Source organism: Kribbella albertanoniae, from assembly GCF_004348455.1.
Lineage (GTDB): Bacteria > Actinomycetota > Actinomycetes > Propionibacteriales > Kribbellaceae > Kribbella > Kribbella albertanoniae.
Genome location: NZ_SMKA01000161.1, coordinates 1 through 21,005 on the forward strand (window position 1 = coordinate 1; position 21,005 = coordinate 21,005).

At 68.3% G+C, this 21,005-nt stretch carries 21 protein-coding genes; 11 read left to right on the forward strand and 10 right to left on the reverse strand.

Features of this window, described 5'->3' with window-relative positions; all coding sequences use genetic code 11:
* Positions 1 to 71: 71 nt before the first annotated feature.
* Complete coding sequence (locus E1261_RS28110) at positions 72 to 872, forward strand: GNAT family N-acetyltransferase (RefSeq protein WP_132411705.1); 801 nt, start codon at positions 72 to 74, stop codon at positions 870 to 872.
* Here E1261_RS28110 and E1261_RS28115 read toward each other — a convergent pair.
* The 6 genes from E1261_RS28115 to E1261_RS28140 form a co-directional block, all read right to left on the reverse strand.
* Positions 869 to 1,279: a hypothetical protein gene (locus tag E1261_RS28115; protein WP_238176478.1), complete on the reverse strand. Its 411-nt coding sequence runs from the start codon at positions 1,277 to 1,279 to the stop codon at positions 869 to 871. The two genes, E1261_RS28110 and E1261_RS28115, sit on opposite strands and share 4 nt — an antisense overlap.
* A 90-nt stretch (positions 1,280 to 1,369) precedes the next feature.
* Positions 1,370 to 2,878, reverse strand: coding sequence for a glycerol kinase GlpK (gene glpK, locus E1261_RS28120; protein WP_132411709.1), 1,509 nt, complete (start codon positions 2,876 to 2,878; stop codon positions 1,370 to 1,372).
* Positions 2,879 to 3,637 (reverse strand): IclR family transcriptional regulator, encoded by a 759-nt coding sequence (locus E1261_RS28125; RefSeq protein WP_132411711.1) that lies wholly within the window; start codon positions 3,635 to 3,637, stop codon positions 2,879 to 2,881.
* A 200-nt stretch (positions 3,638 to 3,837) separates the two neighbouring features.
* Positions 3,838 to 6,357: an ABC transporter permease gene (locus E1261_RS28130; RefSeq protein ID WP_132411713.1), complete on the reverse strand. Its 2,520-nt coding sequence runs from the start codon at positions 6,355 to 6,357 to the stop codon at positions 3,838 to 3,840.
* Positions 6,357 to 7,106 carry an ABC transporter ATP-binding protein gene (locus E1261_RS28135; RefSeq protein WP_132411715.1) on the reverse strand — a complete coding sequence of 250 codons (750 nt, stop codon included), beginning with the start codon at positions 7,104 to 7,106 and terminating at the stop codon, positions 6,357 to 6,359. The genes E1261_RS28130 and E1261_RS28135 overlap by 1 nt, the downstream gene beginning before the upstream one ends.
* 149 nt (positions 7,107 to 7,255) lie before the next feature.
* Positions 7,256 to 8,143: a RecB family exonuclease gene (locus E1261_RS28140; RefSeq protein ID WP_132411717.1), complete on the reverse strand. Its 888-nt coding sequence runs from the start codon at positions 8,141 to 8,143 to the stop codon at positions 7,256 to 7,258.
* 114 nt (positions 8,144 to 8,257) lie between these two features.
* On the opposite strand from E1261_RS28140, the gene E1261_RS28145 reads away from it, so the two are divergent.
* The 5 genes from E1261_RS28145 to E1261_RS28165 all read left to right on the forward strand — a co-directional run bounded on the left by E1261_RS28145 (position 8,258) and on the right by E1261_RS28165 (position 13,748).
* Complete coding sequence (locus tag E1261_RS28145; RefSeq protein WP_132411719.1) at positions 8,258 to 9,091, forward strand: intradiol ring-cleavage dioxygenase; 834 nt, start codon at positions 8,258 to 8,260, stop codon at positions 9,089 to 9,091.
* 48 nt (positions 9,092 to 9,139) lie between these two features.
* A complete protein-coding gene (locus tag E1261_RS28150) occupies positions 9,140 to 10,294 on the forward strand; it encodes a site-2 protease family protein (RefSeq protein WP_238176479.1) in 1,155 nt (384 codons plus the stop codon).
* Positions 10,295 to 10,356: 62 nt separating this feature from the next.
* Positions 10,357 to 11,337 (forward strand): tRNA (adenine-N1)-methyltransferase, encoded by a 981-nt coding sequence (locus E1261_RS28155; protein WP_132411721.1) that lies wholly within the window; start codon positions 10,357 to 10,359, stop codon positions 11,335 to 11,337.
* 69 nt (positions 11,338 to 11,406) lie between these two features.
* Positions 11,407 to 13,152, forward strand: coding sequence for a proteasome ATPase (gene arc, locus E1261_RS28160; RefSeq protein WP_132411723.1), 1,746 nt, complete (start codon positions 11,407 to 11,409; stop codon positions 13,150 to 13,152).
* A 263-nt stretch (positions 13,153 to 13,415) separates the two neighbouring features.
* Positions 13,416 to 13,748, forward strand: coding sequence for a hypothetical protein (locus E1261_RS28165; RefSeq protein ID WP_132411725.1), 333 nt, complete (start codon positions 13,416 to 13,418; stop codon positions 13,746 to 13,748).
* Positions 13,749 to 13,751: 3 nt separating this feature from the next.
* On the opposite strand, the gene E1261_RS28170 is transcribed toward E1261_RS28165, so the two are convergent.
* From E1261_RS28170 to E1261_RS28185, 4 genes are read right to left on the reverse strand one after another with little or no spacing between them, the layout of a single operon-like run.
* Positions 13,752 to 14,585, reverse strand: a complete 834-nt coding sequence (locus tag E1261_RS28170; RefSeq protein WP_132411727.1) for a hypothetical protein — start codon at positions 14,583 to 14,585, stop codon at positions 13,752 to 13,754.
* A complete protein-coding gene (locus tag E1261_RS28175; RefSeq protein ID WP_132411729.1) occupies positions 14,582 to 15,202 on the reverse strand; it encodes an RNA polymerase sigma factor in 621 nt (206 codons plus the stop codon). Before E1261_RS28175 ends, E1261_RS28170 begins: the two co-directional genes overlap by 4 nt.
* 36 nt (positions 15,203 to 15,238) lie before the next feature.
* Positions 15,239 to 15,982, reverse strand: coding sequence for a phosphotransferase (locus E1261_RS28180; protein WP_132411731.1), 744 nt, complete (start codon positions 15,980 to 15,982; stop codon positions 15,239 to 15,241).
* The gene (locus E1261_RS28185; protein WP_238176480.1) at positions 15,979 to 16,470 is read right to left on the reverse strand and encodes an NUDIX hydrolase; all 492 of its coding nucleotides are present in this window, start codon (positions 16,468 to 16,470) and stop codon (positions 15,979 to 15,981) included. Before E1261_RS28185 ends, E1261_RS28180 begins: the two co-directional genes overlap by 4 nt.
* Before the next feature lie 81 nt (positions 16,471 to 16,551).
* On the opposite strand from E1261_RS28185, the gene dop reads away from it, so the two are divergent.
* The 5 genes from dop (at position 16,552) to E1261_RS28210 (ending at position 20,700) form a co-directional block, all read left to right on the forward strand.
* Positions 16,552 to 18,072 (forward strand): depupylase/deamidase Dop, encoded by a 1,521-nt coding sequence (gene dop / locus E1261_RS28190; RefSeq protein WP_132411735.1) that lies wholly within the window; start codon positions 16,552 to 16,554, stop codon positions 18,070 to 18,072.
* A gap of 68 nt (positions 18,073 to 18,140) precedes the next feature.
* Positions 18,141 to 18,350, forward strand: a complete 210-nt coding sequence (locus tag E1261_RS28195; RefSeq protein WP_132411737.1) for a ubiquitin-like protein Pup — start codon at positions 18,141 to 18,143, stop codon at positions 18,348 to 18,350.
* An 8-nt stretch (positions 18,351 to 18,358) separates the two neighbouring features.
* Complete coding sequence (gene prcB / locus E1261_RS28200; RefSeq protein ID WP_132411739.1) at positions 18,359 to 19,201, forward strand: proteasome subunit beta; 843 nt, start codon at positions 18,359 to 18,361, stop codon at positions 19,199 to 19,201.
* A gap of 30 nt (positions 19,202 to 19,231) precedes the next feature.
* Positions 19,232 to 20,089: a proteasome subunit alpha gene (gene prcA / locus E1261_RS28205; RefSeq protein ID WP_132411741.1), complete on the forward strand. Its 858-nt coding sequence runs from the start codon at positions 19,232 to 19,234 to the stop codon at positions 20,087 to 20,089.
* The gene (locus tag E1261_RS28210; RefSeq protein ID WP_132411743.1) at positions 20,086 to 20,700 is read left to right on the forward strand and encodes an NUDIX hydrolase; all 615 of its coding nucleotides are present in this window, start codon (positions 20,086 to 20,088) and stop codon (positions 20,698 to 20,700) included. The genes prcA and E1261_RS28210 overlap by 4 nt, the downstream gene beginning before the upstream one ends.
* Positions 20,701 to 21,005: the final 305 nt, after the last annotated feature.

Below are 21,005 nucleotides of genomic sequence, written 5' to 3' on the forward strand. Positions count from 1 at the left end.
GTGCGGGCGCGGGTGGTGGCTGCTGTGCGTTGAGGGAATCTCGACTTTTTTCACGGGCTAGAGTAAGTCTCGTGGAGCTGACTGAGCGGCTGGAACGGGCTGAGGGCGAGATGATCTGGGCGCTGACGCAGAGCCCGCCCGAGGTGGTGGATGCGCTGGGGATCAGTGGGCGGCGAATCGGCAAGGGCATCGTCCTCGTGATGAGCAAGGACTCGATCGATTACTGGTCGCGGGCGTCGGGGTTCGGGTTCGATCGGCCGATCGACAGTGCGCTGGTCGGCGAGATCCTCGAGGTCGCACGTGCCGCTGGGAGCCGGGTGCTCAACTTCCACCTGGCTCCTGAGGTGCTGCCGGCTGATTGGGCCGACATCTGCGCCGAGTACGGGATTGTTGCCGGAGGCACCTGGGTCAAGGCGGTCCGCGAGGCCGGCCCGGTCGCTCCGGTCGAGACCGATCTGCGGATCGGCGTGATCGCGCCTGACGAGGCGGCCGTGTGGGCGGCCAACCAGATCGAGGTCTTCGGCATACCGGCCGACCAGACAGACCTGCTGGCCGCATTCGCCGGCGCTCCGGGCATTACGGCGTACGGGGCCTGGGATGGTGACAAGTTGGTCGCGACTGGTGCGCTGGTCGTCTCCGGTGAGGTCGGCGAGTGCGTCAGCGGTACGACGTTGCCTGCGTATCGCGGGCGTGGTGCGCAGTCGGCGATCCTGGCTCGCCGGGCCGAAGATGCCTTCGCGGCGGGCTGCCGCTGGGTCACCTCCGAGACCGGCAAGCCCGGACCGGGCGAGCACAACTCGTCACTGGCCAACATGGAGCGCGTCGGCTTCAAGGTCGCCTACGACCGCCCCATCTATCGCTGGAAGGTTTAACCGATCGACACGGTGTAGTGCGCCCCGTCGTCGGTGAACTCGTAGTTGCCGGCGCCGTTGATCCGCTTCGCGCCGAGGTTGTCGTCGTCGTCCGGCCAGTCGCCTTCCATCACGGTCAGCACCTTGCCGGCCTCGATCGGAATATCCGCAATATCCTTGTCGTCGCCCGCGGTGAACTGAATCGAATTCATGATCACCGTGCCGTCGACGACGAGATAAATGTCGTCCGCACCGGTGTTGTCCTCCGTCGCGTGACATTTGATCCGGGTGATCTTCAACGCCTGCGTCCCGTCCGTCGAAGCCTGCGCCACCACCGGCGCCAGCCCCATCGACGACACCCCGAGTGCCGCAACCGCCAGAACCCTGATAACCGAAGACATCTTCATTTCCTCCCGAGTCGTTTGCATTGCCCGGGACATTAGGTGCGCTGTGTATCAAGCGTTTGAAAGCCGCATCACGATCAACGCTCTTCGATCACCCTCGAAAGGCTTGCGAAATCACTGGTCGGGGCGGATCCAGTTGAAAGTGCGTTGGACGGCGGCCTGCCAGTTGGCGTATTCGGTGGCGCGGCGGGTGGGGTCCATGTTCGGGAGCCATTGGCCGGCGCGGTGCCAGTTGGAGCGCAGGCCTTCGAGGTCGGGCCAGTAGCCGACGGCCAGGCCGGCGGCGTAGGCGGCGCCGAGGGAAACGGTCTCGGTCACCATCGGGCGGACGACTCGTACGTCGAGGAGGTCGGCGAGGAACTGCATGAGCAGATTGTTCGCCGTCATGCCACCGTCGACCTTGAGCGCGGTGAGTGCGATCCCGGAGTCGGCGTTCATCGCGTCGACGACCTCGAGGGTCTGGAAGCCGGTCGCCTCCAGAACCGCGCGTGCCAGGTGCCCCTTGGTGATGTAGCCGGTCAGACCCGCGATGACGCCGCGCGCCTCACTGCGCCAATGCGGTGCGAACAGACCGGAGAAGGCCGGGACGATGTACGCACCACCGTTGTCGTCGACCGTCCGGGCGAGCGTCTCGATCTCGGCCGCGGTGTGGATCAGGCCGAGGCCGTCACGGAACCATTGCACGAGCGAACCAGTGACTGCCATCGAACCTTCGAGCGCGTACGACGCGGGCTCGTCCCCGATCTGGTAGGCGACCGTCGTGAGCATGCCGTGCTTGGACCGAACGATCTCCTGGCCGGTGTGCAGCAAGAGGAACGAGCCGGTGCCGTAGGTGCACTTCGCCTCGCCCGCACTGAAACACGTCTGCCCGAACAGCGCCGCCTGCTGGTCACCGAGAGCGGCACCGATCCGGACCCCCGGCAGCACCTCGGTCGCGGTCGCGAAGACCCCGGACGACGGCCGGATCTCCGGCAGGACAGCCCGCGGTACGTCGAAGGCCGCGAGCAGTTCGTCGTCCCATTCCAGACTGGCGATGTTCATCAGCATGGTCCGGCTCGCGTTCGTCACGTCGGTGACGTGCAGCCCGCCGTTCGCGCCGCCGGTGAAGTTCCAGATCAGCCAGGTCTCCATGGTGCCGAACAGCACCTCGCCACGTTCGGCACGGGCGCGCAGCCCGGGAGTGTGGTCGAGCATCCACTTCAAACGCGGTGCCGAGAAGTAGGTGTTCAACGGCAGACCACACAGATCCGCGAACCGGTCCAGGCCCTCGTCACCGGCAAGCTCAGCCACCAGCCGGTCGGTCCGGGTGTCCTGCCAGACGACGGCGTTACCGATCGGGCGGCCGGTGGCGCGGTCCCAGAGCAGGCTGGTCTCGCGCTGGTTAGTGATGCCGATGGCAACGATCTGGCCCGGCTCCGCGCCGACCTGACGAAGTGCAGCCGGTACGACGCGGGTCACGTTCCGCCAGATCTCCGCGGCATCGTGCTCGACCCAGCCCGGTTTGGGGAAGAGCTGGCGGTGCTCGCGCTGCGCCACCGACACGAGTCGCCCACGCCGGTCGAACAGGATGCAGCGGGTCGAGTTCGTGCCCTGGTCGACAGCGGCGACGTACTGCTCAGCCATTCAGGAATCACCCCGCAGGTCACGTGCGATGGCCTCGGCCGTGGCGCGGACCATCGTGACGAGGTCGGCGCGGTGCCGCAGGCGGCTGTCGCAGATCCGCTCGATCCGGCCGATCAGACCGACCGCGCCGACGACCAGCCCGCCGAGCCCGCGGATCGGTGCCGCGATGCCCGCGATCTCGATGGTGTGCTCCTCGAACTCGCCCGCCCAGCCGCGGCTTCGAACCGTTGCCAGCTCCTCGGCCAGCCGTGCCGGGTCGGTGATGGTGCGGGTGGTGAACGCTTCGAGTCGTTTCGGCCGGGCAGCACCGCTCGCGTCGTAGGCGAGTACGGCCTTGCCCAATGCAGTCGCGTGCGGCGGCAACGTCGTACCGACGTCTAGGTCTTGGTCGCTGTCGTCGGGGCGGAAGACGTGGTGCACGATGACGACCTTGCTCCCGTCGAGCCGTCCGACGCGCACCACTTCGCCGCTGCGGGCTGCGAGTGAATCGGCCCAGTTGATTGCGCGGCTGCGCAGTTCGTTGGGGTCGAGGTAGCTCTCGCCGAGCCGGCCGAACGCGTCGCTCAGGTGGTAGTGCGCGCCGCTGCGGTCCTGCTCGACGAAGCCGACCTGATGCAGCGTCCGGAGAATGCCGTGCACGGTCGTCTTGGCCAAACCGAGCGCGTTGCCGACGTCCGCGACCCCGAGCCCGTTGGGAGCGGCCGCAAGGAGCCGCAGCACGGCCGCAGCCCGCTCGATCGACTGCACGCTGCCCGGCACCCCCGCAGGCTACCGGTCAAAGCAGCGCGTGGCTTTAGGGCGTCTCTCTCAATTCCCCGCCTACTGCGCTGCACTCGGCACGGCACCTCGCCGCACTGGAGGAAAGGCCACGATGGAAAAGCATCGAGGCCTCCCCTCCAGCGCACCGATGCACCGCACCGAGCACATGCTCGCTACGGCGCGGAATTGAGAGACACACCCTACTCTGTGGCGATGGCCTGCAGAACGTTCAAACGCGCTGCACGCCGTGACGGCCAGACCGCAGCCAGTACGCCGATCACTCCGGACACGAGAACGGCGCCCAGCAGTTGGAGTACCGGGATGTCGAGTTCGCTGAGGCCGTCGTCGACGAGCACGTTCTGAATCGCGGCCGCGGTCAGTACACCGACCGCAAGACCGAGCAGCGCGCCGAGCAGGGTGACCGCGATCGACTCGACCCGCAGCATCCGGCGCAGCTGGGGACGGTCCATCCCGATCGCCCGCAGCAGACCGATCTCGCGGGTGCGTTCGACGACGCCGAGGGCGAGGGTGTTCACGATGCCGAGGATTGCGATCAGGATCGCCAGGGCGAGCAGCATCCCGATCACCGTCGTCACGGCATCCACGGGCCCGCGGGCCTGAGCGGCGTAGGCCTGCTGGTCGCGGACCTGGATCGACGGGTAGTCCTTCAGCCCGTCGAGGATCGCCGTACTGGCCTGGGCGGTACTGGTGCCTTCGGCAACATCGACGTACAGGAGCGAGTCTGCCGGGGCGCCGCCGAGCTTCTCGTACGTCGCCAGTGAGATCACGACCGCGTTGAGCTGACGGTTCGGGGTGAGGATGCCGGCCACGGTCAGGCTGTGCTTGCCGGTGGTCGTGGTCAGGGTGATGGACTGGCCGGCGGAGACGTGCAGGGACTTGGCCATCGTCCGCGGTACGACGGCTTGGCCGGTCGCGAGGCCGTCGAGCGAACCGGAGTCGAGGCCGACCGTGATCGGGCCGCTGAGCGTTCCGTCGCCGACGCCGGTCACCTTGACGGGGAGGTCGCCGGCCTTGCCGTCCTGCTGCCGGACCTGATGGACGCCCGCGATCCCGCTGACCTGGCGGATCCGGTCGGCGACCTGCGGACTGAAGGTGTCCGGATCGGACGAACTCACGACCAGGTCGGAGGTGCCGATCGCGGCCGCGACATTCGCATCGATGGACGCCTTCGCCGAGGCACCGATCACCACCAGCCCACTGATCAGCGCGACCGAGATCATCAGCGCCGACGCCGTGGCCGACGTACGGCGCGGGTTGCGCTCGGCGTTGCGACGGCCGAGCGTGACCGGGGCCTTGTGGCCGAACGGCGCCATCAGCCCGCGCACGACGTACCGGCTGACCAGGGGACTCGTCATCACGATGCCGAGCAGCGCCATCGCCGACGACAGCCCGATCAGGACCGCGCCCGGCATGCCGCTGGCGTAGTCGCCGATCAGGTAGAGCACCAACGCCATCAGCAGCAGGAACGCGCCGGCCAGCAACCGGACCAGCAAGGAGCGCTCGGGGATTGTCGCGCCATCGCGCAGGGCGGCCATCGGAGGCAGCCGACCGGCGCGGCGCGCGGCCGGGTAGGCGGCGCCCACAGTGAGGAGAGCGCCGATCACGTAGCAGGCGATGATCGTGGCCGGGGTGATCTGCAGGCCGGCGCTCGGGATCGCCGCACCGAGTTCCTCATAGCCGAAGGTGATCCCGGCGGCGACCCCGATACCGAGCAGCAGGCCGAGGGTCGAACCGATCAGCCCGATCACGACCGCTTCGGCGAGAACCGTCCCGATGACCTGGCCGCGCGACGCACCGATCGCACGCAGCATCGCCAGCTCGCGAGACCGCTGCGCGACCTGCATCGCGAACGTGTTGACGATCAGGAACGCACCGACGAACAGCGCGAGCCCCGCAAACATCAGCAAGATCGAACTGAACCCGCCGAACGTCGTGTCGAGCGCGCTCTCACCATCGGCCTCGACCTGCGCCGCGGTCCGGACCTTGAACGCGTCACCGACGGTCTTCGCGATCGCAGCGCGGACCTGATCGGTATCCGCGCCGGGCTTCAGCGCGACCGCGATCGAGGTCCAGCCGGGTTTGCCGAGCAGCACGAGCTGAGCGGTCGCGGGGTCGAACGTAACCAGCGGTGCGCCCGCGGCCGGACCGGCCTGGGCAGCCGTGGTGATCGCGGTGAGCGTGGCAGTGACGGGCTGGGTCGCGGTGACGATCCGCACCTGATCGCCGATGCTGTAACCAGCCTTCGACGCGGTCGACTCGTCGAGCCCGAGCTCCGCCGTACCCCAGGGTTGTTTGCCGTCGAGCAGCCGGAACGGCGAGGTCCGTACGGCGTGTGGCCAGCCGGCTCCGTACGTCGGGAGGCCGTAGGTGTCGATCGGGGTGCCGTCGGGTTTGCGGATCTGCACGTCGCTGACCAGCAGTTGCGCGTCGGCGTCGGCCACTCCGGGTACGGCGGCAACCTGGCCGACGACCGCAGCCGCGAGCGTTGCGGGTGGGCCGGTGCGCGCCTCGACCGGATCCACCGGCGTGATCGTGATGTCCGCCGTACTGCCCGCGTACTGCTTCTTCAAAGCGGTCGAGAGGGTGTCGGTGAAGACCATCGCGCCTCCGACGAACGCGATCCCGAGCACGACCGCGACCGTGCAGAGCACGAACCGCAGCCGGTGCGCCAGAACCGAGCGCAGAGCGATTTTCAGCATCAGCCGGCCACGGCCGGATCGAGACTCTTCATCGTGTCGAGGACAGTCTCGGCGGTCGGGTCGAGCAACTCCGACCGCAGCCGGCCGTCGGCCAGGAACAGAACCCGGTCCGCGTACGACGCCGCGGTCGGATCGTGGGTGACCATCACCACGGTCTGCCCGAACTCACGCACCGACCGGTGCAGGAAGCCGAGCACATCGGCCGACGACTGCGAGTCCAGGTTGCCGGTCGGCTCGTCGGCGAAGACCACCTCGGGCCGCGACGCCAACGCGCGGGCACAAGCGACCCGCTGCTGCTGGCCGCCGGACAGCTCGGACGGCTTGTGCTTGAGGCGGTCGGTCAGTCCGATCGTGTCGATGACCGTCCGGAGCCACTCCCGGTCCGGCGTGCGGCCGGCCAGGTCGAGTGGGAGCGTGATGTTCTCGTACGCCGTCAGGGTCGGCACCAGGTTGAACGCCTGGAACACGAACCCGATCCGGTCCCGGCGCAGATGCGTCAACTGCTTCTCGGGCAACCGGCTCAGCTCGACATCACCGACCCACACCTGCCCGGCCGTCGGCTGGTCCAGACCGGCCAGACAGTGCAGCAGCGTCGACTTGCCCGACCCCGACGGCCCCATGATCGCGGTGAACCGGCCCTTGCCGAAGTCCGCGGTGAGCTCCACCAACGCATCGACCTGGGTCTGACCCACGCCGTACCGCTTGGTCACGCCGATCGCCCGGACAGCCGGTGTCTGTTCCACGGTCATGCGACGAACGGTATCGAGTGAGGGTTCCTCGCCGCCGGTCATGGGCCCCCGTTCTGGACTGAGGAGCGTAGGGAGCGAAGCGACTGGAGCGACGAGGGAAGATCGGGAATCAAGGCCCATGACCCGCCGCGCGGAGCGTGGCCAATTGCTCACCCGTCGACACTGATGAGGTCTACACCGGCGGACTCGACTACGACCTCTTCGACTGATCGCTGCGGTAGCGGGGGCGGGGTGCCGCCCCAGGAGGGGCAGAGGGATTTGTAGTCGCACCAGTCGCAGAGCGGGCCTGGGCTGGGGCGCCAGTCACCGGACTCCAGTGCGCGGCTGATCGCGGTCCAGAGCGCGCTGACCTTCCGCTCGCAGGCGCGCAGATCGGCCTCGTCGGGGATGTAGCGGACGATCTCACCGTTGCCCAGGTAGACCAGCTGCAACATCGCCGGTACGACGCCGCGCAGCCGCCACAGCACGAGCGCGTAGAACTTCATCTGGAACAAGGCCTTGGCCTCGAAGAACTCCGACGGCGACCGGCCGGTCTTGTAGTCGACCACCCGGATCTCACCGGTCGGCGCGACATCGAGCCGGTCGACATACCCCCGCAGCACCAGACCCGACTCGAGCTCGGTCTCGACGTAGAGCTCACGCTCGGCGGGCTCCAACGCGTTCGGGTCCTCGAGAGTGAAGTACTTGCCGAGGAGTTTGTGCGCCTCGGCCAGCCAGCTCGCCAGCTCCTCGCCGCTGGCATCCTCGGCGAACAGCTCAGCCACCTCCGGCTCGGCGGCGAGCACCTGCTGCCACTGCGGCTCGAGCATCTCGGCCGCCTGCTCCAACGTCCGCTGGCCGCGGGGGAGATCGAACAACCGCTCCAGCACACCGTGCACGACCGTGCCCCGGACCGCCGCGGACGACGGCTTCTCCGGCAGCCGGTCGACGACGCGGAACCGGTACTTCAGCGGGCAGCTCATGAAGTCGGCCGCCCGGGACGGCGACAGCGCCCCACGCGGATGCCCACTGACTGGTACCTCGGCCGCAACACTCATACCGAAACCCTAGGCGCTGCCGCCGACAGTTTCGGACAAAAGGGCGGAACGGCTCCCAGGGAATTCACAGCAGACTTTCGGCCAACTATCGGCCTGGCTTGCCAAGCTTCAACCATGAAGCCACCACGTGAGCACGATCTCGGCCTGGAATACGACCTCGGCACCCTTCGGCGCCGGAAGGTCCTGAGCCTGTTCGCCGGTGCCGGGCTGGTCGCTCTCGCGGGCTGCTCACCCGACTCGTCGCCGTCGAGCACACCGTCTACCTCGACCACACCCTCGACCACCCCGTCGACGTCGAGCACCCCATCCGCATCGACGGTCGGGGTGGACGAGATCCCGGGCGAGACCGCCGGCCCCTACCCGGGTGACGGCTCCAACGGGCCGAATGTGCTCACCGAGTCCGGGATCGTCCGCAGCGACATCACCAAGTCGTTCGGCTCCGCGTCCGGCACCGCGACCGGCGTACCGCTGACTGTCGAGCTGACCATCCTCGATGCGGACAAGGACACCCCACTGACCGGCGCGGCCGTCTATGTCTGGCAGTGCGACGCCAAGGGGCTCTACTCGCTCTACTCCGAGGGCGCGACCAACGAGAACTACCTGCGCGGCGTCCAAGCCACCGACGCCGACGGCAAGGTGACCTTCACGACGATCTTCCCGGCCGCGTACCCGGGCCGCTGGCCACACATCCACTTCGAGGTCTACGCCAGCCTGTCCGACGCGACCGCCGCCGGGAAGATCAGTGCGACCTCGCAGCTCGCCTTCCCGGAGAACGTCTGCAACGCCGTCTACGGCACCGAGGGGTACGACGGGAGCGCGGAGAACATGCGTCGTACGTCGCTTGCCGATGACAACGTGTTCGGCGACGACGACGGCGTACACCAGCTCGCGACGGTCGCCGGAGACGCCGTACAGGGGTACACGGCGAAGCTGAATGTTGGTGTTTGAGCCGGGTTGGTAGCAGCTTGTTACCGCTCGACCAGTAGCGTTGGAGCGATGGCTGAGTCGCGTGATCCCCAGAGCCCCGCCCAGCCGGCCGGCCCACCGCCGCCCGGTACCTGGGTTCTCGGTCGTGTCCGTGGGATCCGGCTGACCATGCGGTTCACCTGGTTGCCGGTGGCGATGCTGCTGGCGTTCGGGTTCTCCGCGGTGATCGGGCAGCAGTTCCCGCAGATCGGCGCCTGGCGCTACGTCGCGTCGTTCGCGTTCGTGGTCGCGTTCACGCTGTCGATCCTGATCCACGAGCTGGCGCACGCATTGATGGCCCTGAAGTTCGGGATCGGTGTGTCGGAGATCAACCTCGGCTTCTTCGCGGCCGGCACGCATATCGAGGGCGAGCGGAAGACGCCGTTCGAGGAGTTCGCGGTGTCGGTGGTCGGGCCGATCGCCTCACTGGTGGTCGGCGGACTGGCCTACCTCGGCTCGCGCGCCGTCGATGACGGTGTCGCGTACATCGCCTTGTGGCAGCTGGCCGTCGCGAACCTGATCGTCGGTGTCACCAACCTGCTGCCCGGCCTGCCGCTGGACGGCGGCTGGGTTGCGCGGGCGCTCGTCTGGAAGATCACCGGCAACATGCACACCGGCACCATCGTGGCCGCCTGGGGTGGCCGGATCCTGGCGATCGTCGTACTGGCCGCGCCGGTCCTGCTGGAGGAGATCTTCGGCCGGCAGCCGACGCTGATCGACTTCCTGATCGCGCTCGCGGTCGGGTTCTTCCTGTGGATGGGCTCCACCGCCCAGCTGATGCAGGCGCGGCTGCGCCAGAAGCTGCCGACGCTGCAGGTGCGCACGATGGCCCGCCGCGCGATCGCGGTCCACTCCGGTACGCCGATCTCCGAAGCGGTCCGGATGGCCGCGGAAGCACACGCCGGTGCGGTCGTGGTGATCGACGGCGACGGCAAGCCGCATGCGCTGGTCTCCGAGAACGCGGTCGCCGCAGTCGCTCCGAACCAGCGGCCGTGGACCACGGTGAGCGAGGTTTCCACCCGGATCGGCGCGGGCCACATCATCGGGGTGAACGACACCGGTGAGGAGATCCTGAAGACGATCCGCGAGCACCCCGCGTCGGAGTACCTGGTTCTCGACGCGGCCGGCAGCGTGTACGGCGTACTGGCGACGGCCGATATCGAAACGGCCTTCCGCAGGCGCTGACGACTTCCCCTGACGACCTCGATGACGGCCGGCAGGTCACCGAAAGTTAAGGTGAGCGCCTTATGGCTGACTTGCGCGACTTTCCCGACCAGGCGTACTCCGGGGTCCATCACGGCCCGCTGCAGGCGGGGGAGTGGATCACCCTGCAGGACTCCAAGGGCCGCCGGCACTCGGTGTTCCTGGAGCGCGGGAAGGTCTTCCACACCACCAAGGGCGGTATCGAGCACGACGAGCTGATCGACGGCCCGGACGCCGTCGTGATCCGCTCCAAGGGCGGTGTCGAGTACCTCGCGCTGCGGCCGCTGATGGCCGACTACTCCGTCTCGATGCCGCGTGGTGCCGCGGTGATCTACCCGAAGGACACCGCGCAGATCGTGACGATGGCCGACATCTTCCCGGGCGCGAAGGTGGTCGAGGCCGGCGCCGGGTCCGGCGCGCTGACCACCGCGCTGCTGCGTGCGGTCGGCATCCACGGCCAGGTCATCTCGTTCGAGCGCCGCGAGGATTTCGCCGAGGTCGCGCGGAAGAATGTGACCGGTTTCTTCGGCGGCGAGCACCCGGCCTGGCGGCTCCAGGTCGGTGACCTGGTCGAGAACCTGGACGAGCAGGACGTCGACCGGATCATCCTGGACATGCTGGCCCCCTGGGAGTGCGTCGACGCCGCTGCCGGGGCCCTGAGTCCCGGCGGGGTGTTCTGCGCGTACGTCGCCACCACGACCCAGCTGAGCCGGGTTGTGGAGACGCTGCGGGCACACGGCGAATTCACGGAGCCGCGCGCGTGGGAGTCACTCGTGCGAGACTGGCATGTAGAGGGTCTGGCGGTTCGTCCGGGACACCGGATGCAAGGTCACACCGCCTTTCTGGTCACCGCCCGACGGATGGCGCACGGGGTTCAGGCACCCCGTAAGAAGCGCCGGCCGGCACCGGGCGCGTACGGCGACGACTACCAAGGCCCCCGTCGGGGTGACGGTCCTGAAGATGTGCCGAAAGCAACTGCTGCGTCCGCAACCGAAGCAACCGGTTCATCCGCAACCGACACGTGATGGGATTCAGCTTGCCCGGCGAGGTTTTCTGGGTAAGGTCCATAGGGTCGAGCCCCACATGGTGAGGTGATGATCGTGGCTGGAGACGAGAGTCCTACCGCGGCAGAGCTGCGTAACCAGGTCCGGTACCTGGAAGCCGAGGTCGCAGCGTTGCGGCGTCGGTTGTTGGAGCACCCGGCTGACAGCCGGTCGCTCGAAAGCAGGCTGTCCGAAACACAGGCCTCCTTGGCGGGTGTCACCGCTCAGAACGAGCGGCTGGCCGACACGCTGCGGGAGGCGCGAGAGAAGATCATCGCCCTGAAGGAGGAGGTCGACCGGCTGGCGCAACCGCCGTCCGGATTCGGCACCTTCCTCGGCCGCAACGACGACGACACGCTGGACGTGTTCACCGGGGGCCGCAAGCTCCGGGTGGCGGCCAGCCCGTCGATCGACCTGGACGCGCTGAAGCTCGGCCAGGAACTGATGCTGAACGAGGCGCTGAACGTGGTCGAGGCCTGCGACTTCGAGGTCGTGGGCGACGTGGTGATGCTGAAGGAACTGCTGGCCGACGGCGAGCGGGCACTGGTGATCGCGCAGGCCGACGAGGAACGGGTCGTCCGGCTCGCCTCGCCGCTGCTCGACATCGCGCTGCGCACCGGCGACTCGCTGCTGCTGGAGCCCCGCTCCGGCTATGTGTACGAGAAGATCCCGAAGTCCGAGGTCGAGGAGCTGGTGCTCGAAGAGGTCCCGGACATCGACTACACCCAGATCGGTGGCCTGGCCGGCCAGATCGAGGCGATCCGGGACGCGGTCGAGCTGCCGTACCTGCACAAGGACCTGTTCCTCGAGCACGAGCTCAAGCCGCCGAAGGGCGTGCTGCTCTACGGCCCGCCCGGCTGCGGCAAGACGCTGATCGCGAAAGCGGTGGCGAACTCGCTGGCCAAGAAGGTCGCCGAGCGGACCGGCGTGGCGGAACAGAAGTCGTTCTTCCTGAACATCAAGGGTCCCGAGCTGCTGAACAAGTACGTCGGTGAGACCGAGCGGCACATCCGCCTGGTCTTCCAGCGGGCCCGGGAGAAGGCATCCGAGGGGATGCCGGTGATCGTGTTCTTCGACGAGATGGACTCGCTGTTCCGCACCCGCGGCTCCGGTGTCTCCTCCGACGTCGAGAACACCATCGTCCCGCAGCTGCTCAGTGAGATCGACGGTGTCGAGGGCCTGGAGAACGTCCTGGTCATCGGTGCCTCGAACCGCGAGGACATGATCGACCCGGCGATCCTGCGGCCGGGCCGGCTGGACGTGAAGATCAAGATCGAGCGCCCCGACGCCGAGGCGGCCCGGGACATCTTCTCGAAGTACCTGACCACCACGCTGCCGCTGCACGCCGACGACCTCAGTGAGTTCGGCGGCGACCGGGCCTCGTGTGTGAACGGGATGATCCAGCGCACCGTCGAGCGGATGTACACCGAGGCCGACGAGAACCGGTTCCTCGAGGTGACGTATGCCAACGGTGACAAGGAGGTCCTGTACTTCAAGGACTTCAACTCGGGCGCGATGATCCAGAACATCGTCGACCGGGCCAAGAAGATGGCGATCAAGGCCTTCCTGGACGAGAACCAGAAGGGCCTGCGGGTGCAGCACCTGCTGCAGGCGTGTGTCGACGAGTTCAAGGAGAACGAAGACCTCCCGAACACGACCAACCCCGACGACTGGGCCCGCATCTCCGGCAAGAAGGGCGAGCGGATCGTCTACATCCGCACGCTCATCTCCGGCAAGCAGGGCACCGAGCCCGGCCGTTCGATCGACACCGCAACGAACACCGGTCAGTACCTGTAGCAGTACGACGTACCGCCCCGGCACCCACGTGGTGCCGGGGCGGTCGCATGCTCGTCGCCTCGCCACCTTGAGCACGGCTCAACCACTTTCGACCTCGCGGAACGGTCGACGGGTGCCCAAGGTGCTGTGCCGTCGCGACCTTGTGCACCGGTCAACCGCTGCGGCCCGCGTTCGGTGGTTGAGGGGTGCTCAAGGTGGAGGGCGGGGTGAGTGGGGGACTTCCCTGATTGGCGGCGCCGGCCGGCGGACCTACCGTGAGCGGTATGGCGACGGAGGATGTGCGGAAGGACCTGCGGGCCGCGGTGGCCGCTCGGCAGGAGCTGGGGCCGGAGTACGAAGCCGAGATCATCGAAGGCTTCCTGGAACGACTCGACGCACAGCGCCGCGCCACCACCCTCCCCGAACCGATCCAGCCACCGGCACATCCGAGCCGTGAGAAGGATCCAGGTGGCCTAGCGCTGGCGATCATCTCGATCGTCGCGGCGATCCCGATCACCGCGATCGCCGCCGACATGATCGGCCCGTTCGGCGTCGTGGTCAGCTGGGCCGGCCTGGTCGGCATCAACCTCGCCCGCTCGGTGAGCCGCCGCCGCTGAGGTTCACCAGGGATTGACCTGCAGCACCTTCCCGGCCGCGTCGAAGGCGCGGAGCTGGTGGGTGAGGCCGGCCGGGGTCTTGCCCGGGAACTTCACCCGGGTGTCGGTGTAGGCGAAGCCGCCGTCCACGACACCCTTGACCCATGGCCCCGAGCCGCCCTTCCAGACGTAGCGCGTCTCGATCCGGTCGATCTGCGGGTGCGCCCGGTAGATGGTCCAGGACTGGGCCGACACCGTCGAACCGGTCGAGAACCCGCCGGCGGTGAGCACCGCCAGCCCCTTGGTCGCTGTTGGCTGCTTGGCCCAGTCGCTGTCGCGGACCGGCTGGACCATCGCGCCCGCCTGGCACAGCCAGATTCCCTGGCGGTAGACATCTCCGGGCTGCGCGGGGCCCTTGAGCAGCAGCACGACGGCCTTGCTGCCCGGTGCGATGCCCTTCACCTGGCGTGCCCACAGCACAGTGGACTGTTTGCCCACCGACATACACGACTTCGCCGCGGCGGCCGCGGGCGAGGCAGCCGGGCCGAGGTCGATGTCGGTCGGGATGGCGAGGTTCATCGACGGTGGTGGCGTCGCCGGCCGGACCGTCTTGACAGCTGGCTGCGACGGCTTCGGCGTGCTGCTGCGGGTGACCGGGGGAGTGTTGCCATCAGGCCGCCCGATGGCGACCGCACCGATCGCGATGGCCGCGACCGCTGCCACCGCGACCGCGGGCACCCAGCGGCGTGACGTCGTACCGCGAGCCGGCCGGGTCTTGTTCATCACCCGGCGGCGCAGGCGCGCGTGCTGATCGGGCGTGAGCGGCGGCACCTGGGGAGGGTCGAGTCGGGTGGTCATGACAGTTCCTCCAGGAAGGTGTCCCGGCTCATCAGGTCGGGGAAGCGGCGGCGGGTGCGGTGCAGGCGGGCCTTGACGGTCCCGATCGGCACGCCGAGGGCGTCGGCGGCCTCTGCCTGGGTGAGGCCGGCCCAGACGACCAGTTCGAGGGTCTCGCGCTCATGCCGCGGCAGCTTGGCCACGGCCCGCCGGAGCTCCGACATCCGGCGCTCGTCGTCGAGACGCTGGACGACGTCGGCGGCATGGTCGTCGGTGTGGGGCGGGTCCGGCAGCCGGTCGAGCAGGTTGTGGACGCGGGCCGCCGTACGGGCCAGGGTGCGGCACTCGTTCGAGGCGACGACCAGCAGCCAGCCGCGGGCGCTGTTACCGGTCATCGGGCCGGGTGGATTACGTTGGAAGCGGCGCCACGTGTTCAGGAACGTCGACTGGACGACGTCCTCGGCAGTAGCCCAGGACGCCGTCCGGCGGAACGCGAACGCATGCACCGCATCGGCGTACCGGTCGAACAGGTCGCCCAGGGCGTTGTGATCACCTAGGCGCAGCCGTTCCCACAACTCGTGATCCGAGGCCGGTGACGCCATCACGGGCTCCGTCTCGTCGGTCAGGATGATCTTCACACCTGTCTGTGACCGGTGGTCCCGCCGATGGTTGCATCAGAGCCGGGCCAGAACTCCGGCGAGACCAACGTCGCGATCGTCCTGCAGGTCGAGCAGCAGCCCGCGGTGCAGGGTGAACCAAGGCGCCAGCCGGTGCCAGTCGAGCGCACGTCTCCGCAGGTCAGGAGTCACTTCGTAGGTCTGCGCGACGCCCTCGGCGATGCCTTCCGGTGCGTCGTTGAGCAGCCAGGACAGGTCGAGGGCCGGATCACCGATCTCCGAGTCGGTCCAGTCGATGATCCCGGTGAGCCGGCCGTCGTGCACCAGCAGGTGATCGGATCCGAGGTCGGCATGGATCAGGGCCGATCGGACTCCTTCGACCCGGTCGAGCAGCTCCACGCCCGCCGCGCGGCCGGACTCGGGCAGCAGCGGAAGAATCCAGTCCCGGGCCTCGGCGAGGAATCTCCGCTTGTCGGCCGCCCCGGCCTCGGGATCGCCCGCGCCGTGCGCGAGAGCGTCGGCCGGGTCGACCGCGTGCAGCGCTTTGAGGAACGACCCGAGCTCACGGCCGAGCGCCGTACTGCCGGCTTCGAGTGGTTCGCCGATCAGGACACGATGGCGTACGCCGTCCGCGGTGAGTTCGGGGACCGGGACGGGTAGTGGGAGTTGCGGCGCGAGCCAGGGGAGTAGCTGGGCCTCGGCGAGCAGACGTGGGCGGACATCGTCGCGTCGAGGAGCGCGGTGCAGCCAGTCGCCCTCCAGCCAGGCGCGACTGGACCAGCCGTTGTCGTTGATCTTCATCCGAATGTCCTGACCAGTGGGCCGATCAGGGCGGCGGTGTCCGGCATGACCGGCCACGAGGGGTCGTCCAGTTTCGAGATCAGTTCGGCCGGGGACATCCAGGCGCCCCACGCGACCTCCGAGGGCTGGTGCCGGATCGGACCGTCCCAGACGCAGCTGTAGAGGTAGGCGTGGTAAGTCGTGGCGTCGTCCGCGTAGTCGCCTTCGGGCAGCTTGACCAGGTCGGCACCGCTGATCCCGAGCTCCTCGGCCAGCTCGCGCACCACCGCGTCGTACGGGTCCTCACCGGCTGCCACGACGCCGCCGGCCATGAAGTCGTAGTACGACGGGTAGACGTCCTTGGTGGCTGTGCGGCGGTGGACGTAGATGTCGCCGGCCGGATTTCGGACGAGTACGCCGGTGGCGGCGTGGCGGAGGTTGTCGCGGCGCATGACCGAGCGGGGCCGGGCGTCGATGACCACGTTGTCGTTGCTGAGAATCGCCACCATTTCGTCCACTCGGGCAGTCTCACACGGTGCCTGTGGACAAAGCACCACGATTTGGGGGCGCAACCGCGTAGGCTCGGGAATATGAGTGTGCGGCGCATTATGGGGACCGAGACCGAGTTCGGCATCTCGGTGCCCGGCCAGCCCGGGGCCAACCCGATGCTGACCTCGAGCCAGGTGGTGAACGGTTATGCCCAGACGCAGCCACTGGCGCGCAAGACCCGGTGGGACTTCGACGAGGAGCACCCACTGCGGGACGCGCGTGGCTTCGATCTGAGCCGGGAGGTGGCCGACTCCAGCCAGCTCACGGACGAGGAGACCGGCCTGGCCAACGTGATCCTCACCAACGGCGCCCGGCTGTACGTCGATCACGCACACCCCGAGTATTCGGCGCCCGAGTGCACGAACCCGCGCGACGTGGTGGTCTGGGACAAGGCCGGCGAGCTCGTCATCATGGAGGGCGCGCGGCAGGCCCGGCAGATCCCCGGCGCCCCGCAGCTGAACCTCTACAAGAACAACACCGACAACAAAGGCGCGTCGTACGGGTCGCACGAGAACTACCTGATGCGCCGCTCGACGCCGTTCGCCTCGATCGTGCGGCACCTGACCCCGTTCTTCGTCAGCCGACAGGTCGTCACCGGCGCCGGCCGGGTCGGGATCGGCCAGGACGGCGGCACGAACGGCTTCCAGATCAGCCAGCGGGCCGACTACTTCGAGGTCGAGGTCGGCCTCGAGACCACGCTCAAGCGGCCGATCATCAACACCCGCGACGAGCCGCACGCGAATCCGGACCGCTACCGCCGGCTGCACGTGATCATCGGCGACGCGAACCTGTCCGAGATCTCGACGTACCTGAAGGTCGGTACGGCGTCGCTCGTGCTGGCGATGATCGAGGACGGCTGGCTGACCGACGACCTCGGGGTCGACCGCCCGGTCACCGCGCTGCACGAGATCAGCCACGACCCCACCTGCACGCACCTGATGACGCTCAAGGACGGTCGCAAGCTGACCGCCGTACAGCTGCAGATGGAGTATCTGGAGCAGGCCCGCAAGTACGTCGAGGACCGGTACGGCGACGACGCGGACCGGCAGACCAAGGACGTGCTGCACCGCTGGGAGCAGGTCCTCGACCAGCTCGCCATCGACCCGATGAAGCTGTCCGACCAGCTCGACTGGGTGGCGAAGTACAAACTGCTGCAGTCCTACCGCGACCGCGACGGCCTGCAGTGGGACGACCCGAAGCTGCACCTGGTCGACCTGCAGTACGCCGACCTTCGTCCGGACAAGGGGCTGTACTACAAACTCGTGAAATCCGGCCGGATGCAGCGGCTCGTGTCCGACGAGGAGATCCGGATGGCGGTCTCGCACCCGCCGACCGACACCCGCGCCTACTTCCGCGGCCGCTGTATGCAGCAGTACGCGCCGCAGGTCGCGGCCGCCTCCTGGGACTCGGTGATCTTCGATCTGCCGGGCAAGGAGTCGCTCCAGCGGATCCCGACTTTGGACCCGTTGCGCGGTACGAAAGCCCATGTCGGTGCCCTTCTGGACCAGTGCGACACCGCAAGTGACCTGGTTCGCACCATTACTGGGGGTGCCGCCGGGTAGGGTCGCTCTTAGAAGCACGGAGAAGCGGTTGGGCGTCTTCTCCACTGCGGTTCTAGGAGGTGTGTGCGATGGCGAAGGACGGCGGGCAGCAGCACAAGCAGCCGAAGCGTTCGACGACCGAGGAAGAGGTCGAGCAGTCGACCACGTCGGAAGATGTGGCCGAGCGCAAGGAACGGCTCGACGAGGACGTCGACTCGATCCTCGACGAGATCGACGAGGTGCTCGAGGAGAACGCCGAGGAGTTCGTCCGCGGGTTCGTCCAAAAGGGTGGGGAGTGAACCGCTCGATGACATTTGATGCCTCCGGCCGGTTGCCGGAAGCCTTCCTGACCCCAGGTGGCTCGTCGTTCATGGACTTCCTGGCCGGGCACGCGCCCGACCTGTTGCCCGGACGGCGCAGCCTGGGGCAGGCCGACTTCTCCGACCAGGTCCCGCACGGTACGACGATCGTCGCGGCCACCTTCGCGGGTGGCGTGCTGATGGCCGGCGACCGGCGGGCCACGATGGGCAACATCATCGCGTCCCGGGACATCGAGAAGGTGTTCCCGGCCGATGAGTACTCGGCGGTCGCGTTCGCGGGATCGGCCGGGTTCGGGATCGAGATGGTCCGGCTGTTCCAGGTCGAGCTCGAGCACTACGAGAAACTCGAGGGCACCGTGCTCAGCCTGGACGGCAAGTCCAACCGGCTGAGCGCGCTGATCCGGGGCAACCTGGCGATGGCGATGCAGGGTCTGGCCGTGGTGCCGCTGTTCGCGGGCTACGACCCGGACCGCAACGGCGGGCGGATCTTCTCCTACGACGCCACCGGCGGCCGTTACGAGGAGACCCACTTCCACAGTGTCGGCTCGGGCTCGCTGTTCGCCCGGGGCTCGCTGAAGAAGCTGTACCGCGAGGACCTGTCCGCGACCGACTGCGCGACGGTGGCGATCCAGTCGCTGATCGACGCGGCCGACGACGACTCGGCGACCGGCGGCCCGGACATGCTGCGGCGGATCTTCCCGGTGGTCGGTGTGGTCACCGCCGACGGCTACCAGCGGTTGCCCGAGGACGAGGTCGCCAGGCTGGTCGACGCGGCCTGGGCGCAGCGCCACGAGCGCCCCGACGGCCCCGCCACGGCGTCCCTGACCTGATCCCATCGACGATAGAGGACGACACCTTCGATGAGCACGCCGTTCTACGTCTCACCAGAGCAGCTGATGCGCGACCGGGCGGACTTCGCCCGGAAGGGCATCGCCAAGGGCCGCAGCGCGATCGCGCTGCAGTATGCCGACGGCATCCTGTTCGTCGCTGAGAACCGCTCACCCGCACTGCACAAGGTGGCCGAGATCTACGACCGGATGGCGTTCGCCGCGGTCGGCCGCTACAACGAGTTCGAGAACCTGCGGATCGCCGGCGTCCGGCTGGCGGACATGCGCGGCTACTCCTACGACCGGCGCGACGTGACCGGCCGGGCGCTGGCCAACGCGTATGCGCAGACCCTCGGCGCGATCTTCTCCTCCGGTGGTGAGAAGCCGCTCGAGGTGGAGATCCTGGTCGCCGAGATCGGCAATGCTCCGACCGACGACCAGATCTACCGGCTCACCTACGACGGCTCGATCGCCGACGTCCGGGGGTACGCGGTGATGGGCGGCCAGGCCGAGCAGGTCGCGGAGTACGTCGGCGAGCACTACCAGGAGGGGATCTCGCTGGCCGGGGCACTCCGGCTGGCCGTGGACGCGCTCGGCCACGACAGCAGCGAGCCCCGGGAGCTGACCTCGGATCAGCTGGAGGTCGCCGTACTGGACCGGACCCGGACCCAGGTCCGGAAGTTCAAGCGGATCTCCGAGGAGACGCTGGCGCGGATCCTGTCGGAGTCGCACCCGGCCGCCGACATCGAGGCAGCTGGTGCGGAGACCGAGGAGACCACGGCCGAGTCTGAAGAGACCGTGCCGGAGTCTGCAGCACCGGACTCCTCGTCGGCCGACGACGAGGCGCCGATCGCTCCGCCCGAGGACCCTGACGACAGTCGTCCCCTGTGACGGACCGGACCATCGACACAGCCGCCACGTCCGACGTGGCGGCTGCGTCATCTCGGGCCGCCGATCCGGAGCCCTGGGAGTTGCTGGGGGAGAAGGTCGCCTACCAGCGGTTCCTCACCGTGAAGGTCCGCCAGTACCGGATGCCGAACGGGCACGAGGTCGACTGGGACGTCACCGGACCGGAGTCAGCCGACGGCATCGCCCGCGGAGTCACGGTCCTGCCACTGACCCCGGACGGACGGATCGTCACGGTCCGGATGTTCCGCCCCGGCCCGGACAGCGTGGTCACCAACCTCCCAGGCGGCCTGATCGAGCCCGGCGAAGAGCCGGCGGCCGGCGGCGCCCGCGAGCTGGAAGAGGAAACCGGCTACATCTGCGACACCATCGAGATCGTCGGCTGGCTCTGGGCCGGCACCTCCTCGATGTTCCGCAAGTACGTCGCCATCGCCCACGGCTGCCGCCCCGACGGCAAGCAGCAGCTCGACGATGCCGAGGACTGCGTCCCCGTCGAGCTCACCCTCGCCGAGTTCCGCTCCCAACTCCGCACCCCCGGCGCCATGACCGGCACCGACGCCGCCTACCTGGCCCTGGACCACGCCCACCTCCTCTAACCCACCCACCGGCCCCGACCGCGCCGCCAATGAACCCACCGTGCGCCGCGACCGAACCCACCGCGCGAGCGTGGGGAGCCACCCGGCGAATGTGAGAACCAAGCCGTCGGCAGGGCTCACCGTCGACAGGGGCATCACACTCGCTGGAGCCGCCTCGCCCGACACGGTGGGTTCAGTGGGTGCAGCACGGTGGGTTCAGTGGGCGACGCACGGTGGGTTCAGTGGGCGACGCACGGTGGGTTCAGTGGGTGTCGCAGGGTGGGTTCAGTGGGTGGTGCAGAGTGGGGGCAGTCGCGGGTGGTCGG